Source organism: Faecalibacterium sp. I3-3-89 (assembly GCF_023347275.1).
GTDB lineage: Bacteria > Bacillota > Clostridia > Oscillospirales > Ruminococcaceae > Faecalibacterium > Faecalibacterium butyricigenerans.
The window spans coordinates 1325235-1340891 of the sequence record NZ_CP094468.1; the positions used below are offsets into that span (position 1 = coordinate 1325235).

At 58.1% G+C, this 15657-nt stretch carries 16 protein-coding genes; 13 read left to right on the forward strand and 3 right to left on the reverse strand.

Annotated features, from left to right (window positions below; all coding sequences use genetic code 11):
* Positions 1 to 8 precede the first annotated feature (8 nt).
* Positions 9 to 1136 carry a cysteine desulfurase family protein gene (locus MTP38_RS06155; protein WP_249234593.1) on the reverse strand — a complete coding sequence of 376 codons (1128 nt, stop codon included), beginning with the start codon at positions 1134 to 1136 and terminating at the stop codon, positions 9 to 11.
* A gap of 358 nt (positions 1137 to 1494) precedes the next feature.
* Between MTP38_RS06155 and MTP38_RS06160 the strand changes: the two genes are divergently transcribed.
* From MTP38_RS06160 to MTP38_RS06180, 5 genes are all read left to right on the forward strand, one after another.
* A complete protein-coding gene (locus MTP38_RS06160) occupies positions 1495 to 2856 on the forward strand; it encodes a uracil-xanthine permease family protein (protein ID WP_249234594.1) in 1362 nt (453 codons plus the stop codon).
* Between the two features lie 209 nt (positions 2857 to 3065).
* The gene (locus MTP38_RS06165) at positions 3066 to 3617 is read left to right on the forward strand and encodes a ferritin family protein (protein WP_227619964.1); all 552 of its coding nucleotides are present in this window, start codon (positions 3066 to 3068) and stop codon (positions 3615 to 3617) included.
* A 138-nt stretch (positions 3618 to 3755) separates the two neighbouring features.
* Positions 3756 to 4511, forward strand: coding sequence for a heparan-alpha-glucosaminide N-acetyltransferase (locus MTP38_RS06170; protein WP_249234595.1), 756 nt, complete (start codon positions 3756 to 3758; stop codon positions 4509 to 4511).
* A 177-nt stretch (positions 4512 to 4688) separates the two neighbouring features.
* Positions 4689 to 5111 (forward strand): flavodoxin, encoded by a 423-nt coding sequence (locus MTP38_RS06175; protein ID WP_227619962.1) that lies wholly within the window; start codon positions 4689 to 4691, stop codon positions 5109 to 5111.
* A gap of 72 nt (positions 5112 to 5183) precedes the next feature.
* Positions 5184 to 5342, forward strand: coding sequence for a DUF1540 domain-containing protein (locus tag MTP38_RS06180; protein ID WP_227619961.1), 159 nt, complete (start codon positions 5184 to 5186; stop codon positions 5340 to 5342).
* Positions 5343 to 5400: 58 nt separating this feature from the next.
* Here MTP38_RS06180 and MTP38_RS06185 read toward each other — a convergent pair whose 3' ends face one another.
* Positions 5401 to 6012, reverse strand: a complete 612-nt coding sequence (locus tag MTP38_RS06185) for an HAD family hydrolase (RefSeq protein ID WP_249234596.1) — start codon at positions 6010 to 6012, stop codon at positions 5401 to 5403.
* A 130-nt stretch (positions 6013 to 6142) separates the two neighbouring features.
* Between MTP38_RS06185 and MTP38_RS06190 the strand changes: the two genes are divergently transcribed.
* The 5 genes from MTP38_RS06190 (at position 6143) to MTP38_RS06210 (ending at position 11282) form a co-directional block, all read left to right on the forward strand.
* On the forward strand, positions 6143 to 6436 hold the full coding sequence (locus MTP38_RS06190) for a PRC-barrel domain-containing protein (protein WP_227619959.1): 294 nt from the start codon (positions 6143 to 6145) through the stop codon (positions 6434 to 6436).
* A 128-nt stretch (positions 6437 to 6564) separates the two neighbouring features.
* On the forward strand, positions 6565 to 8511 hold the full coding sequence (locus MTP38_RS06195) for an LTA synthase family protein (RefSeq protein ID WP_249234597.1): 1947 nt from the start codon (positions 6565 to 6567) through the stop codon (positions 8509 to 8511).
* Positions 8512 to 8711: 200 nt separating this feature from the next.
* Positions 8712 to 9434, forward strand: coding sequence for a 30S ribosomal protein S2 (rpsB, locus tag MTP38_RS06200; RefSeq protein ID WP_015563994.1), 723 nt, complete (start codon positions 8712 to 8714; stop codon positions 9432 to 9434).
* A 51-nt stretch (positions 9435 to 9485) separates the two neighbouring features.
* Positions 9486 to 10409 carry a translation elongation factor Ts gene (gene tsf, locus MTP38_RS06205; protein WP_158386867.1) on the forward strand — a complete coding sequence of 308 codons (924 nt, stop codon included), beginning with the start codon at positions 9486 to 9488 and terminating at the stop codon, positions 10407 to 10409.
* A 180-nt stretch (positions 10410 to 10589) separates the two neighbouring features.
* Entirely contained in the window at positions 10590 to 11282 is a 693-nt protein-coding gene (locus MTP38_RS06210; RefSeq protein WP_249234598.1) for an alpha/beta hydrolase, read from the forward strand.
* 180 nt (positions 11283 to 11462) lie between these two features.
* Here MTP38_RS06210 and MTP38_RS06215 read toward each other — a convergent pair whose 3' ends face one another.
* Positions 11463 to 13190: a carbon starvation CstA family protein gene (locus MTP38_RS06215; RefSeq protein ID WP_249234599.1), complete on the reverse strand. Its 1728-nt coding sequence runs from the start codon at positions 13188 to 13190 to the stop codon at positions 11463 to 11465.
* 817 nt (positions 13191 to 14007) lie between these two features.
* On the opposite strand from MTP38_RS06215, the gene MTP38_RS06220 reads away from it, so the two are divergent.
* The 3 genes from MTP38_RS06220 (at position 14008) to MTP38_RS06230 (ending at position 15638) form a co-directional block, all read left to right on the forward strand.
* Positions 14008 to 14316: a YerC/YecD family TrpR-related protein gene (locus MTP38_RS06220; protein WP_249234600.1), complete on the forward strand. Its 309-nt coding sequence runs from the start codon at positions 14008 to 14010 to the stop codon at positions 14314 to 14316.
* 68 nt (positions 14317 to 14384) lie between these two features.
* Complete coding sequence (locus MTP38_RS06225; protein ID WP_249234601.1) at positions 14385 to 14726, forward strand: hypothetical protein; 342 nt, start codon at positions 14385 to 14387, stop codon at positions 14724 to 14726.
* A 243-nt stretch (positions 14727 to 14969) separates the two neighbouring features.
* Positions 14970 to 15638 (forward strand): HAD hydrolase-like protein, encoded by a 669-nt coding sequence (locus MTP38_RS06230; protein ID WP_249234602.1) that lies wholly within the window; start codon positions 14970 to 14972, stop codon positions 15636 to 15638.
* The last annotated feature ends 19 nt before the right edge of the window (positions 15639 to 15657 follow it).

A 15657-nucleotide genomic window follows, 5' to 3' on the forward strand; every position in this document is an offset into this window, starting at 1 on the left:
CCTTTCCGTTATTGCGGCCGGGTCAGCCGGGTATAGCAGGCGTCGAAGGCGCGGAGGAAGCCGTCCAGTTCCTCCTGCGTGGTCAAGTGGCTCAGGCTGATGCGCCACGAGGAGAGGGCGTTCCGCCGGTCGCGGCTGACGGCGAACACAGCCCGGGAGGGCAGACCGTCCGACGAGCAGGCCGATTTGACCGACACGCAGACGCCTTCGGCGTCCAGCTCCCGCTGGAACACGGTGCCCTTGACGTTCTCGACGCTCAGATTCAGGATGTGGGGGATCGTGTTCTCCGGGCTGTTGATGTGCACCTTCGGGTACTTGCTGAGGGCGTCGCGGAGGAAGGCATTCGCTTCCTTTACCCGGGCGGTACGCGCGGGCAGCTCCCCAACGGCGGCTTCCAGCGCCGTTTCCAGCGAGGCCGCCAAGGCCACGGTAGGCGTGCCGCTGCGGTAGATAGTAGTGCTCTCGCCGCCGTGGATGAGCGGCTCGAGGGCAAGCTTTCGCCGCTTGAGCAGTAGGCCGATGCCGTTCAGACCGTAGAACTTATGGGCCGTCAGGCTCATGGTGTCCACTCCCTCAAAGGAGACGGGAATCTTGCCCACAGCCTGCGTGGCATCTACGTGTAAGTGACAGTTGGGCCATACCTGCAAGAGTTCTGAAATTTCTTTTACGGGCTGCACGACGCCCAGCTCACTGTCCACCAGTGTCATCGCCACCGCGATGGTGTCGGGACGGAGAAGCTCTTTCAGATGCCCGAGGTCGATGGTCCCGTCCCGCCGGATGTCCACCAGATCGATCTCATAGCCCTGCTCCTGCAATGCGGTCAGGGTGCCGCTGACGGACGAGTGCTCCAGCGGGGTAGAGATGATGTGCCTGCCCGCATGGCGGGAGAGCTTCGCCAGACCCTTGAGGGCGAAGTTGTTGGCCTCGCTGGCCCCGGAGGTGTAGATGACCTCTGCGGGCTGTGCGCCCAAAAGCCCCGCGATGTTCTGGGTGGCGTGGTCGATGACCCGCTTGGCCTCCCGCCCGGCCTGATGGCGGGAATTCGCGTTGCCGGGGCAGCTGCGCTCCACCTCACAAAAGCGCTCCAGCACCCCGGGGGAGGCGGGGGTGTTGGCGGAGTAGTCGAGATATATCATAAGCGTCCTTTTATAATAGTATGGCTGTTGTTGTTTCGGCTGCCGCCGCCGGCCCTGCGACCAACTGCGGCAATAGGTTATATTATAGTGTGGAATGCGGCATATTTCAAGGCCGTCAGCCCGCAGCTGACAGAAAATCACCGCAAAATACAGGAAAAAGGTTGTCAGTGTCCGGCATTTATGCTATACTATGCCGAAGAATGAGAGGAAGGGGGAGAGTAGGATGCGGAAAAAGAGTCTGTCTTTTGAATGCGTCGGCTGTATCTTCCGTTTCCGATTTCGTCCCGAGATCTGAGGCATTGCCGCTTTCCTGCGGTAGTGCCTCTTTTTTTGGGCCTGCAAGTAGAAGGAGGAAATCATGAGTCAGAATATCGATTATTCCAAGGGCATTTATGATGCCCGCCAGCTGGGCGGGGGCCGGATGCTCGTCCTTGGCATCCAGCATATGTTCGCCATGTTCGGCGCCACCGTTCTGGTGCCCCTGCTCACCGGTCTGAGCGTCTCCACCACCCTGCTCTGCGCAGGTCTGGGCACCCTGCTGTTCCACTTCATCACCAAGCGCAAGGTCCCGGCCTTCCTTGGCTCGTCCTTCGCGTATCTGGGCGGCTTCTCCATCGTGGCCCCCATGCTGGCCGACGCCGACGGCAACCTGACCGTTGCCAACACCCAGATGCTGCCCTACGCCTGCGCAGGCGTGGCGTTCTCGGGTCTGGTCTATCTGGTCGTCAGCCTGCTCATCTCCACCTTCGGCATCCGGCGCATCATGCGCTTCTTCCCGCCGGTGGTCACTGGCCCCATCATCATCGCCATCGGCCTGATCCTGGCCCCCTCGGCCATCAACAACTGTCAGGCAAACTGGCTGCTGGCCTTCGTGGCACTGGGCACGGTCATCGTCTGCAACATCTGGGGCAAGGGCATGGTCAAGATCCTGCCCATCCTCATCGGCGTGCTGGTCTCTTACGCGGTGGCCCTCGTGACCGGTGCAGTGGATTTTGAGCGCATCGTCTCCGCTGCATGGTTCGGCATCCCCCTCCACAAGGAGGCAATGGGCCTCTTCGCCATCGACGGCAGCCCCGAGTTCATCAGCGCCCTCTTCACCATCATCCCCATCGCCCTTGCGACCATGATGGAGCACGTCGGCGACATTGCAGCCATCAGTGCTACCGTCGGCCACAACTACATCAATGACCCCGGCCTGAACCGTACCCTGATGGGCGACGGCCTCGCCACCGCGCTGGCTGGCCTGCTGGGCGGCCCGGCCAACACCACCTACGGTGAGAACACCGGCGTTCTGGCTCTGAGCAAGATCTACGACCCCCTCGTCATCCGCATCGCCGCTGTGCTGGCCATCATCCTGAGCTTCAGCCCCAAGTTTGAGGCCGTCATCAACACCATCCCCACCGGCATCATCGGCGGCATCAGCTTCGTGCTCTACGGCATGATCTCCGCCATCGGTGTCCGCAACGTGGTCGAGAACCGGGTGGACTTCACCAACAGCCGAAACCTCATCATCGCCGCCGTTATTCTGGTGTCTGCGCTGGGCTTCAACTCGGTGGGCGGCCTGACCTTCGCGGTCGCCGGTGTGTCGATCAATCTGTCCGGTCTGGCTATCGCCGCCATCGTGGGCATCCTGCTCAACGCCATCCTCCCCGGCAACGACTACGAGTTCGATTCTGCCGACGGTGCCGACGCTCCTTCCAGCGGCAACCTGCAGGTCTGAGGCAGGCAGAAAAAGCCCTTTTTCGGCAGAAGTGACATCTTTTGTGTTCGTTTTTTGGACAAAGTGTGAGACTTTTATTAACTAAGAATAATTCTTAGAATCAGCCTTGACTAACTAGGAATTATTCGCTATAATAGACTCAGAAACAAGGCCTGCTGTACCAGAGCAGGCCACCCAATAACAACAAACAAAAATGGAGGATAAATCTTATGAAGAAGTACGTTTGCACCGTTTGTGGTTACATCGCTGAGGGCAGCATCCCCGAGCAGTGCCCTGTCTGCAAGGCTCCCGCTTCCGCTTTCGTCGAGAAGACCGGCAACACCTACGTCACCGAGCACGTCGTGGGCATCGGCAAGGCTGAGGGCGTTCCTCAGGAGATCGTCGATGGTCTGCGCGCCAACTTCGAGGGCGAGTGCAGCGAGGTCGGCATGTATCTGGCAATGGCCCGTGTGGCTGAGCGTGAGGGCTATCCCGAGATCGCTGAGGCATACAAGCGCTACGCCTACGAGGAGGCCGATCACGCTTCCCGTTTCGCTGAGCTGCTGGGTGAGGTCGTCACCGACAGCACCAAGAAGAACCTGATGATGCGTGCAGAGGCCGAGTGCGGTGCCTGCTCCGGCAAGATGGACCTCGCCAAGAAGGCTAAGGCTCTGAACCTCGACGCCATCCACGACACCGTCCACGAGATGGCAAAGGATGAGGCCCGTCATGGCCGCGGCTTCGAGGGCCTGCTGAAGCGCTACTTCAACACCGAAGTCTGAGCAAGGGTACTCCAGTCATTGTGATACGCCGCCCCGGCGTGCAGTTTGCAGCTGCCGCCGGGGCGGCTTTTTGCATTTATTTTCCGGCTGTGTTATACTCTCTCTATCTCGACTTGGGGAAGAGGAAAGGATAAAAACATGGAACAGCAACAATCGCTCCGCTATCATCTGCTGGACGAGCTGCGGGGGCTTGACCTCATCAGCATGATGCTCTATCACGGGATGTGGGATGTGGTCTTTCTCTTTGGCATCACGCAGAAGTGGTACATCGGGCGTCCGGGCTTTCTGTGGCAGCAGAGCATCTGCTGGGTGTTCCTCCTGCTGTCGGGCTTCTGCCTGCCGATGGGGCGTCACCCCTTTAAGCGGGGAGCTGTCGTATTCGGGGCTGGTGCGATGGTCACGGCGGTCACGCTGCTCTTCCTGCCGGAGGATGTGGTGTGGTTCGGTGTGCTGACGCTGCTGGGTTCGGCGATGCTCCTCACGGCAGTGCTGGACGGCCTGCTGCGCCGCATCCCGCCTGCTGCGGGTGTGGTGGTCAGCGCAGCGCTCTTCTGGGTGACATATCCCACGATGAGAGGCTTCTGGAACCTGCCCGGCGGGCGGCTGGCTCTGCCGCAGGCCCTCTATGCCAATGGTCTGACGGCCTATCTCGGCTTCATGCCGAAGGACTTTTTCTCCACCGACTATTTCCCGCTGCTGCCGTGGCTGTTTTTGTTCTGGGTGGGGTACTTTCTCCATCAGCTGGCGGGCCGTGCGGGGATGGAGCCTCTGCGCCGGTCAGTCTGCCCGCCGCTGGGCTGGATGGGGCGTCACTCGCTGGTGCTTTACCTGCTCCACCAGCCGGTCATCCTCGGCGTGCTGACGGTGGCATTCCGGCTAATGAGGGCAGCGTAAAAAACCAAAAAAGTTAGCACGCTCGACCGCTTGACAAAGCGGGGCTGCTGTGGTACTCTATGGATGGTTAGATAAACCTAACCCGTGAAATGCGTCTGAGCCTGTATCTGACGCATTTTTACAGGACAGAAAGTTAGAAATAGCTAACCTAATAAAGCAAAAGTGAGGCTGAACATTATGAGCAAAGTAGCAATCGTATTCTGGAGCGCAACGGGCAATACCGAGACTATGGCAAACTGCATCGCTGAGGGTGCAGGCGCTGCCGCTGCCATCGTGCCCTGTGCCGAGATGGACGCAGCAAAGCTGAACGAGTATGACGTGGTGGCATTCGGCTGCCCGGCAATGGGCGCGGAGCAGCTGGAGGAGAGCGAGTTCGAGCCGATGTTCGCAGGCCTCGAGGGCTCTCTGAACGGCAAGAAGGTGGCTCTGTTCGGCTCCTACGGCTGGGGCGACGGCCAGTGGATGCGCGATTGGTGTGAGCGCGTCAAGGAGGACGGCGCACAGCTGTTCAGCGAAGAGGGCCTCATCTGCAATGAGACTCCTGACGACGACACGCAGGCTGCATGCCGCAAGCTGGGCGCTGATCTGGCCAACTGGTAAAAAATAACACCGATACATCCTGCATAACGCTTTGTCCTTGGGGCAACCTAGGGACAAAGAGGTGATGAACAAATGGAAAACACAGGTGTTCGCTGTGATGTCTGCGAGTGCCGTCACAACGTGGAAAGCTGCAAATGTGATCTGCCGCAGATCACGGTGACGGAGCGCTGCACCTGCTCTTCGCAGCAGGTGGACATCCCGCACTATTGCCAGAGCTACGAGAAAAAGTAACCTCTGCGCATAAAAAGACCTCTGCCCGACGGCTTTGCCGGGCAGAGGTCTTTTGCTGTCAGTGGATGGTAACGCCGAAGGTGGGAAGGCTGCGCAGCAGGCTGCCTACACTGTGCATCTGGTAGGTGCCGAGGCCCAGAAGGCTGGCAGCCTTGATGTTATCGGCACGGTCATCGATGAAGATACACTCGTCGGCTTTCAGCTGGTATTTGTCCAGCAGCGCCTGATAGATGCGGGGGTCGGGCTTGTTGATCTTCACCTCACAGGAGGCTACGCCGCCGTCGAAGAGACCCTTGAAGTCCCGCTCCATCAGCAGGGCAAGCACATCCTCGGGGATATTGCTCAGGTAGTAGACGCAGTAGCCATGCTGCTTGAGCTGCTCGACAAGGGTCTGCATCCGGCGGCGGGGGCGGAGGATATGCATCCAGTCGTCCAGAACGCCCCGTACCTCAAAGGCGCGGCCTGCCTTTTTGGCCCGGTCGAGCATCCGGAGGTTCGCTTCGCCGCGGGTGATCCTGCCGGCATCCAGCAGCTGCCATTCCTCACTGCCGAAGGTCAGGGCAAAGACTTCGTCCTCCACCTCGTGGTTCCCGAACAGATCGACCAGATACTCGTAAGGGTCGAAATCCACCATGACGCCGCCGAAATCGAATACGATATTTTTATACATCCGTTATCCCTCTTAAAAAGTTGAAATTCACTGTGCCCAGTATAGCACATCCGGGGCAGTTTTTTCCAGCCCTTTTGCATTCTGATCTCCGCTCCGGCATAGGATGAAGGGAAAAGGGGGCGGGGGAACTATGACCTTTCGGGAACTTTGCACCAAGGAGGTCGTCCAGCTGAAGGATGGGGCCTGCCTTGGCCGGGTGGACGATCTGGAACTGGACGAGGCTTCGGCCCGCATCGAGAGCCTGCTTTTGCTTGGACGCCCCCGGCTGTTCGGGCTTCTGGGACGGGATGAGACGCTGACCATCCCATGGGCGGACATCGAGCGCATCGGGCTGGACGCCATCCTTGTGCGGACCGACATCCCGGCGGCACCACCCTCCCGCGGAGGACTGCTGGACAAATTACGTCAATGGCTGAACGGATGAAAGTTTTTCAACTGCTTTTTGTCTGCCGGGACTGGATTTTGAAGGAAGGAGGATTATAATAGAAAACCGGACAGAACTTGCTGCCCATAAATGACAAGAAAAACCGCAGAAGTGAAAGGAACTTCTTTATGAAACACCATTCCAAGGCGGCGCCCGTCTGGCTGCACGGGGCGCGGCTTCTCTTTCCGCCCGCAGCCACCCTCCTGTTTCTGGTGCTGACCGAGTGGATCGCCCGGGGCACTCTGAATGCAGACACCTTTTTGCAGTACATCTTCCCCCATGCGGAGGCCTATCTTCTGGCGTGGGGGCTGCTCTTCCTTGTCTGGCTGGCGCTGGACTGGCTTACCCGCTTTGCTCCGCTGGCAACGCTGCTGTCGGCCCTGCTGGGCTGTCTGCCCGCTACGGTGGATTTCTACACCCTTCAGCTGCGGGGTGAGCCGTTCCTTCCGTGGGACTTGGCGCAGGTGTCCGAGGCGGCAGGCGTGGCCTCCGCTGCAGGCATCCATGTCCAGACCAGCATGATCTTCTCCGCTGTTCTGGTGCTGGCGCTGACGGTCGGCTCCTTCTTCCTCTACTGGGGACGGCAGAAGCTGCCGTGGGTGCGGCGGCTGGCGGGCTTTGCGGCCAGCACGGCGGCGGCCTGCGCCCTCGTCTTCGGTGTGTTTTTGCAGCCTGCTGTTACGCAGGCTCTGGGCATCCTACCCGACGCATGGATGCAGGACCGCTACTATCGCTACTATGGCGTTGTCACCAGCTTCCTCACCAACCTGACGAATCTGGAGATTGACAAGCCCGAAAGCTACTCAGAAGAAGCCATCGACGCCATCCTCGACGACGTGGAGGCAGGAGAGAAGTATGCCACCAGCCCGGCCTACCCCGACTCCTACGCTGCCCAGACCCCGGCAGAGGAGCGGGCGGAGCAGCCCACCATCCTCTATGTGATGGATGAATCCTACTGGGACGTTTCGGAGCTGGAACAGTACGGTTTCCAGTTCGACACCGACGTCTCGGCCAACCTCCATGCGCTCCAGCAGAGCAGTGCCTATGGCCGGGTCTACAGTCCCAGCTTCGGCGGCGGCACCTGTGACGTGGAGTTCGAGGCTCTGACCGGCTACTCGGTGTCCTATCTGCCAAACGGCAGCAAGCCCTACCAGCAGCATGTGACAAAGCCCATGTTCGCCCTGCCCAGCTATCTTAAGACGCAGGGCTACCAGACGGCGGCAGTGCACTGCTTCTGGGCCAGATATTGGAGCCGTGATACGGCCTATCCCAACCTCGGGCTGGACGATTTCATCAGCCTTGAGAAGATGCACGGCGTCGAGAAGGTGCGCCGCCACTACTGGACGACGGGCCTCGTCACCGACGACTCGATGGCCGACCAGATCATCGGCCAGTACGAGACGATGAAGGCGAAGTCTGACGCGCCGGTCTTCCTCCACGCCGTCACCATGCAGAACCATACCAATTATAATAAGGACAACTATCCCGACGACCAGCGGGTGAAGGTCACGGAAGCCCCGGCGGGCCTCAAGGCCAGCACCGTGGGTGCGCTGGAAGACTTTGCCACCGGCATCCAGGACGCCGACGCCATGCTGGGAAAGCTGACGGAGTACTTCTCGCAGGTGGACGAGCCAGTCATTCTGGTGTTCTGGGGCGACCACTACAACCCCATCGACTCTAACTACGATATCTACACTCGCAGCGGCTATGCCAGCGATTCCAGCGCCGATCCCCGTCTCTACCAGACGACGCTGCTGATGTGGTCGAACTACTCCGACCGCGCGGTCGATCTCGGCACCATCGCAGCCTACGACATCTCGCCGGTGATGATGGAGCTGTTCGGCCTGCATCAGCCTCTCTACTTCCAGTTCCTTGGCCGCCAGCTCCGCGCCGCCTACCGGGCCAACACCCGGGGCACCATCATGGAAAAGGACGGCACGACCTCGAACGAGCTGACGCCCTTGCAGCAGAAATGGAGCGACGAGCACTGGCTCCTTCAGTATGACCTCATGTTCGGCAAGGGGTATGCACTCGGCCGGATGGGCCTTGAGGAGCTGGCCGAGGACGCAGAGTGACGAAAAAGTGCGTTCCATTTTAGAAAAAAGCACGAAAACCCCTTGCAACAGCGCTTCGTTTGTGCTATTATTACTTAGCATTACACACGCATCACTATGCCCTTTTGTGCTCTTAGGAGTGGAGGGCAGTCCGCCGCCGTCCGATACGGCGGCAGATCACGGTGTGCGGAGGCAAAACAAATTTTGGAGGTAATTTTACTATGGCAGTCGTTTCTATGAAGCAGCTTCTCGAGGCAGGCGTTCACTTTGGTCACCAGACCCGCCGCTGGAACCCCAAGATGGCGAAGTATATCTTCACCGAGCGCAACGGCATCTATATCATCGACCTGCAGAAGACCGTCAAGAAGCTGGACGAGGCTTACAACTACGTGAAGGAAGTTGCAGCTGAGGGCGGCGACATCCTGTTCGTCGGCACCAAGAAGCAGGCTCAGGAGTCCATCCGTGACGAGGCTCTGCGCTGCGGCATGCACTATGTCAACGCTCGCTGGCTGGGCGGTATGCTGACCAACTTCCGCACCATCCGTAAGCGCATCGACCGCATGGCTCAGCTGCAGAACATGAAGGACAACGGCACCTTCGAGCTGCTGCCCAAGAAGGAAGTGGCTAAGCTGGAGCTGGAGATGGAGAAGCTGGACAAGTACCTCGGCGGCGTCAAGAACATGAAGACCCTGCCCAAGGCTATGTTCATCGTCGATCCTCACAAGGAGCGCATCGCTGTTGCTGAGGCCCGCAAGCTGAACATCCCCATCGTTGCTATCGTTGATACCAACTGCAACCCCGACGAGATCGATTACGTCATCCCCGGCAACGACGACGCTATCCGCGCTGTCAAGCTGATCGCTGGCGCTATGGCTGACGCTGTGCTGGAAGGCAAGCAGGGCAATCAGGAGGCCGCTCCCGCTGAGGACGCAGCAAACGCCTGATTTTCCCGATTCTCACAAACCGATCAATAATGTGTAAGGGAGAATACTAAAATGGCTATTACTGCAAAGGACGTTATGGAACTGCGCAAGCAGACCGACTGCGGCATGATGGAGTGCAAGAAGGCTCTGACCGAGGCTGACGGCAACTTCGAGAAGGCTGTCGAGATCCTGCGTGAGCGTGGTCTGGCTACCGCCGCCAAGAAGGCAAGCCGCGTGGCTGCCGAGGGCATGGTCTACGCTGATTACTGCCCCGAGTGCAAGGTCGGCGTCGTCATCGAGGTCAACGCCGAGACCGACTTCGTCGCCAAGAACGACAAGTTCGTTGCCTTCGTCAAGGAGGCCACCAAGGTCATCATGAAGCAGAACCCCGCTGATGTCGAGGCTCTGATGGCATGCAAGACCGAGAGCGGCGAGACCGTCGATGAGGCTCTGAAGAACCTGATCCTCGTCATCAAGGAGAACATCAAGGTCCGCCGTTTCGTCCGTTACGAGGGCGTCTGCTCTGCATACGTCCACGGCGGCGGCACCCACGGCATCCTGGTCAACTTCGAGACCACCAACGGCATCGAGGCTAAGGACGAGTTCGCTGCATACGGCAAGGATGTTGCCATGCAGGTCGCAGCTGCCAACCCCAGCTACGTCGATGAGGCTGCTGTCCCCGCTGAGGTCGTCGCCAAGGAGAAGGAGATCCTCCTCGCTCAGATGGCTAACGACCCCAAGAACGCCAACAAGCCCGACGCTGTCAAGCAGAAGATGATCGAGGGCAAGATCAAGAAGTACTTCAAGGAGAACTGCCTGGTCGATCAGGAGTTCGTCAAGGACGGCGACATGACCGTTGGTCAGTACACTGCCAAGGTCGCGAAGGATCTGGGCGGCGACATCAAGGTCATCAAATTCACCCACTTCGTCAAGGGCGAGGGCCTGGAGAAGCGTTCTGACGACTTCGCTGCTGAAGTCGCAAGCATGGTGAAGTAAGCCAGCTTCTACTGCTGAAGTAAACGAGAGCCGCAGTGCCTGTAACAGGGCGTTGCGGCTCTTTTTGTTTGCATTCGGATGGATAAAAAAACTATGAAAGAAAGGAGGACGACCGAAATGAATTTGAATGAATCCGCGTCTTTCCAGAAGGAGAGCGCGGCCTGACAAAGGAGCACTCCTATGAAGAAACTCGAATTTGAAATTGCGGGCATCCCGGCACTTCTCGTCGGTGAGCCGTCCGAAAGGCTTTATCTGTATGTCCATGGAAAGATGGGCTGTAAAGAGGAAGCGCTGGATTTTGCAGAGCGTGCCTGCCCGGCAGGGTATCAGGTGCTGGCTATCGACCTGCCCGAGCACGGCCAGCGGAAGGGGAGAACGGAAAAGCTCCTGCCATGGGTCGCCGCGCCAGAGCTTCAGGCCGTTTACCGATATGCCGCCGCACGCTGGCCGGAGGTCTCGCTTCGCGCTACCAGCATCGGTGCATGGCTGTCTATGCAGGCATTGCAGAGAATGCCGCTGGAAAAAGCTCTGCTTGTCTCACCTGTGGTGGACATGGAAGACCTCATCACCCATATGATGCAGTGGGCGGATGTCACAGGGGCACAGCTGGAAGCGAAAGGAGAGATTCCGACCACCTTCGGCGAGACGCTTTCATGGCCCTATCTTTGCTGGGTGAAGGAGCGTCCCATCTGCTGGAAGGTGCCGACACAGGTGCTTTATGGCGGTAAGGACAATTTGACCAGCCGCCCAATCATCGAAGCGTTTTGCGATAAGAGCAGCGCAACACTGACCGTGATGGAAGAGGGAGAGCACTGGTTCCATACCGAGCTGCAATTGGCTGTTCTGCTGGAATGGGAGCGAGCACATATCTGAAAGAATTTGAGCGCTATGGCATCCAGCCCCGGGCCTTTAAGCTGAAGGATGGCACCTACCGGGATGAGATCATCATGGTGAAGATGCTGTAACCGGAAAAGAACATAATGAAACGCCGCTGACGGTTCTGAAGCCGTCAGCGGCGGTTTGCGCTTATTCAGTCAACAGCGGTCAGTAAAATCAGACGTTGACCTCGCTGTTGTGCTCCGCCTTCTTGTAGGCGGAGGCGGAGTGGAACACGATGTTCAGGCCCAGAACGATCAGCAGAACAGCAAGGATGAGCTGCAGGCCGTTGGCGATGAACACAGCGCCCCAAGTGGTCTCACCGGCAGGGATGGTGACAGAAGCAGCATTGCTGATGGCCTTGACCATAGCGATGAGGCGCTGCACCAGAGCGGTGAAGGTGACGCAGAGCATAATGACCAGCGGGGGGAAGAGCATCTTGTTGCTGCGGCCAGTGACCTTCAGGAAGACGCACAGGGTGGCGAGGACCAGAGCGCTCAGCAGCTGGTTTGCAGAACCAAACAGGGGCCAGATGTTGGCGTAGCCGATCTTGGTCAGGATGAAGCCGAACACCAGAGTGATGAAGGTAGAGAAGTAGACGTTGCACAGCAGCTTGCGCCAGCCCTCAGCGTGCTCCATATCATCGACGCTGAACAGCTCCTGAAAGCTCATGCGGCCGATGCGGGCCACGGCGTCAAGGCTGGTCAGGGCCAGTGCGGAAACGCACATGGTCATAAAGACGGTAGCAGCATAAGCGGGGACGCCGAACATCTCAAAGAAACCGGCAACGCCACGGCTGAAGATCTGGAACGGAGTACCGGCAGCGGGAGTGCCGTCAGCAGCAGCTGCAGCACCGGCGACGCACAGAGCCAGAACAGCCAGCAGGCTCTCCAGGATCATTGCGCCGTAGCCGACCTTCAGCATATCCTTTTCGTTTTCGACGGTCTTGGAGGAAGTGCCGGAAGAGACGAGGCTGTGGAAGCCGGAGACAGCACCGCAGGCCACGGTGACGAACAGGATGGGGAACATGGTACCCAGCTTCTCGTTGGTGAAACCAGTGAAGACGGGCAGGTTCATGGTGGGATGAGCCACCAGCAGGCCCACAACGGCACCGGCGATCATGGCCACGAACATAAAGGTGGTCATGTGGTCACGGGGCTGCTTCAGCAGCCACATAGGCAGAACAGCGGCAAAGAAGATGTAGACGAAGGTGATATAGCTCCATGCAGCCTTGCCCAGAATGATCGGCAGGTTTGCACCGATGACGAAGGAAAGCACGATGAAGACAATGCTGATGACGCTCTCCTTCCAGCCGGAGAAGTTGAACTTCTTCTGGATGAGACCAAAGACGACTGCAAAGACCATGAACATGATAGAGACCATACCGGCAGCACCGTTGGTCTGAGCAGCCTCGACCAGAGCACCGTCTGCGCCGAAGGCGTTGAAAGTGCCGGCGACCATGTCTGCGAAGGCAGCGATGACGATGCCGCAGAACAGCCAGCAGAACAGCAGGAACAGCTTACGGCCGGTCTTACCGATGTACTTTTCGATCAGCATACCCATGCTCTTACCGTCGTTCTTGACGGAAGCGTACAGAGCGCCGAAGTCGGTGACAGCACCGAAGAAGATGCCGCCGATGAGCACCCACAGCAGGACGGGCAGCCAGCCAAAGGCTGCGGCCTGAATGGCACCGGTGACAGGGCCAGCACCGGCGATGGAGCTGAACTGATGTGCAAAGACGGTCCAGCCGTTGGTGGGGACATAGTCACGGCCGTCCTCGTGGACGACTGCGGGAGTCTTGGCTTTGGGGTCGATGCCCCATTTGTTGGCCAGCCAGCGGCCGTACAGCGTATAAGCGCCGAACAGACACACGGCTGCGATCAAAACGATGACCAGCGTATTCATTTCTCTATACCTCTTTCCTTTCTTTCACACCGGCAACCGGCAACGTGTCAGGCAGGGCGGCTGTGCCCAAAAGCAGAGCAGGCGAAACGGCCCGGAGGGTGAAAAAAGCCTCCGTCCTCACTGGAAGGATAGAACACAAGGATGTATCCTATCTTCCTCGAAGACGAAGGCCAAACGGCGTATGCACACCGGTCGTTCTCCGCGGTACCACTTCGTTTGCTGCTTTCAGGAGCAGCCGCTTGCGCGTACAGGCGTTTGGCCACCGATACGCTGCCCTGTAACGTGGGCTGAACGGCCACGCGCTACTGCCCAAAATGGGGTTCACGCAGGCTGCTCGCAGGTGAGGGCTGATCGCACTGTGCTGCCACCTTGCACCGGAATGGCGGCTCTCTGAGCGCAGGGAATGCGAAAAGTCATGTCCTGTTCATTGCATTTGCCGAATGATTGTGTATACTTTAGTCCCGATTTCATAATTTGTCAATATATTTTGGGCAAGTTAGGAGACTCTCCCATTTTTGCGGTGGCGAAGATAAGAAATTTTAGACGATTTTTGTTCAAACGTGAGATGAATAAAACTGAACACGACGACAGATGAAATCTGATAATCTTTGCCAAAGAAAATCAAAATGCTTGACTTTTGCGCTTTCAAGTGCTAAAGTACTAACGTAACAAGAGCATGAAAGATCCTCTACTCTATCACAAGAGCAAGGCAAAAAATCGTGCAGCAGGAAAACAGCATAAATAGGTGATTCCATGCTGCTGCCATCGCATGAAAAAGTTGAATTGCTATCCATGAAGTGCCGCAAAGGAGGCAGCTATGGCGGATAAAAACCCCAGAAAAAACCCCACCACCGATGCATTGTTCGATGCGATCCTCAGCTTGGAGACGCGGGAGGAGTGCTATAACTTCTTTGAGGATCTCTGCACGGTCAAGGAGATCTCCGATATGGCCCAGCGGCTGGAAGCGGCGAAGCTTCTGCTCAACGGCAGTACCTACGACCAGATCGTGAAGGCCGTGGAGATCAGCACCGCCACCATCAGCCGCATCAACCGCTGCATCCAGTATGGCTCCGGCGGCTACCGCGATACCATTGAGAAGGTGCAGAAAGCCGCAAAGCCGGAGTGACATCCGGGCGGGGCTGCACATAGGATGGACTGTGCCCTATCCCTATGAGAGAAAGGAAGGTCCTTCTTATGGCTGATACCACCAACTGCACCCACTGTGTTGCCTGCGATTGTCCCGCCTTACCGCGCGTTACCTTCGATCAGGCAGTCATCGACCTGATGGAGAGCATCGCTCTGCAGGAGTCGGCGCTGAGCCATATCCTCTGTGCCGAGACCCAGAAGATGAAGACGGCCCTCAGCATGGAGGAGCTTGACCTGTGCAAGCTCCTGGAGGTCAACGACTCTGCCACCAACATGGTCCACGCCGTGGCGAATCTTGAGCTGGTGCTGAAAGAGAAGCTGGAATTTATCGCCAACAACCTCTACTATCCCTCGACGGAGAACAACACCTGCACCACCACCGAGAGCTGATGTCAGGTGAGATAAGAAAGTAAAAACGGACAAAAGGCCCTTCTGTGCAGGACGGACTGCGCGGAGGGGCCTTGCTGTTCCCGGGAAATACAGAGCGAATGCCCGGCGTCGAGAGCGCTCGTGCAGCGGGGACCTGCATAAAAATATGTATAAAAGTCTGAAAAGTGTTTTGTTGGAATTGCTGAATATCGAAATCTGTGCTATACTATATAGTGTTTATCTAAGAGAAAGGGGAACCTGACCTTGCTGCACTACGATGCGATCCTGTTTGACGTGGACGGTACGCTCATCGATTCCGCCCCCGGCATTCTCAATACACTGGAAGAAGTTTTTAAGGCGATGGGCGTGGATGTTGCCCGGAGCGACCTGAACCGCTACATCGGCCCGCCCCTCCGCAAGAGCTTTGGCGAGCATTTTTCGGACCCCGCCAAGATCGAGGAGGCCACCGAGCGCTACCGCACGAGTTATGCCGTCAAGGGCAGCCATGAGGGGGATGTTTACCCCGGCGTGGTGGAGATGCTGGGCCGCCTCAAGACCGCAGGGCTGACCCTCTGCACGGCCACCTGCAAGCCTACCCATGTCGTGACGCCCATTCTGGAAGAGCAGGGGCTTTCCTCCTACTTTTCGTTCGTGGGCGGCGCGTCAATGGACGAGAGCCGTGACAACAAGACGGACGTCATCCGTCATGTCCTCGACCAGCCGGTCATGCAGGGCAAGCGGGTTCTGATGGTCGGCGACCGCTGCGACGATATGCAGGGCGCAAGGAACTGCGGGCTGGACGCCGCCGCGGTGCTGTACGGTTACGGCAGCAGGGAGGAGGTCACGCCCTTTGCACCGGTCTTTATGGCCACAGACTGCAAGGAGTTGACGGAATGGATCCTTCGCCCTGTGGACGAGCTTTCCCATTCCTGAACGAGAGGAATCGTGTTTA

What these genes read in the sequence shown, in the direction of transcription:
- MTP38_RS06155 (WP_249234593.1), bottom strand. Translation starts at nt 1,136, where the DNA reads ATGATATATCTCGACTACTCCGCCAACACCCCCGCCTCCCCCGGGGTG.
- MTP38_RS06160 (WP_249234594.1), top strand. Translation starts at nt 1,495, where the DNA reads ATGAGTCAGAATATCGATTATTCCAAGGGCATTTATGATGCCCGCCAG.
- MTP38_RS06165 (WP_227619964.1), top strand. Translation starts at nt 3,066, where the DNA reads ATGAAGAAGTACGTTTGCACCGTTTGTGGTTACATCGCTGAGGGCAGC.
- MTP38_RS06170 (WP_249234595.1), top strand. Translation starts at nt 3,756, where the DNA reads ATGGAACAGCAACAATCGCTCCGCTATCATCTGCTGGACGAGCTGCGG.
- MTP38_RS06175 (WP_227619962.1), top strand. Translation starts at nt 4,689, where the DNA reads ATGAGCAAAGTAGCAATCGTATTCTGGAGCGCAACGGGCAATACCGAG.
- MTP38_RS06180 (WP_227619961.1), top strand. Translation starts at nt 5,184, where the DNA reads ATGGAAAACACAGGTGTTCGCTGTGATGTCTGCGAGTGCCGTCACAAC.
- MTP38_RS06185 (WP_249234596.1), bottom strand. Translation starts at nt 6,012, where the DNA reads ATGTATAAAAATATCGTATTCGATTTCGGCGGCGTCATGGTGGATTTC.
- MTP38_RS06190 (WP_227619959.1), top strand. Translation starts at nt 6,143, where the DNA reads ATGACCTTTCGGGAACTTTGCACCAAGGAGGTCGTCCAGCTGAAGGAT.
- MTP38_RS06195 (WP_249234597.1), top strand. Translation starts at nt 6,565, where the DNA reads ATGAAACACCATTCCAAGGCGGCGCCCGTCTGGCTGCACGGGGCGCGG.
- rpsB (WP_015563994.1), top strand. Translation starts at nt 8,712, where the DNA reads ATGGCAGTCGTTTCTATGAAGCAGCTTCTCGAGGCAGGCGTTCACTTT.
- tsf (WP_158386867.1), top strand. Translation starts at nt 9,486, where the DNA reads ATGGCTATTACTGCAAAGGACGTTATGGAACTGCGCAAGCAGACCGAC.
- MTP38_RS06210 (WP_249234598.1), top strand. Translation starts at nt 10,590, where the DNA reads ATGAAGAAACTCGAATTTGAAATTGCGGGCATCCCGGCACTTCTCGTC.
- MTP38_RS06215 (WP_249234599.1), bottom strand. Translation starts at nt 13,190, where the DNA reads ATGAATACGCTGGTCATCGTTTTGATCGCAGCCGTGTGTCTGTTCGGC.
- MTP38_RS06220 (WP_249234600.1), top strand. Translation starts at nt 14,008, where the DNA reads ATGGCGGATAAAAACCCCAGAAAAAACCCCACCACCGATGCATTGTTC.
- MTP38_RS06225 (WP_249234601.1), top strand. Translation starts at nt 14,385, where the DNA reads ATGGCTGATACCACCAACTGCACCCACTGTGTTGCCTGCGATTGTCCC.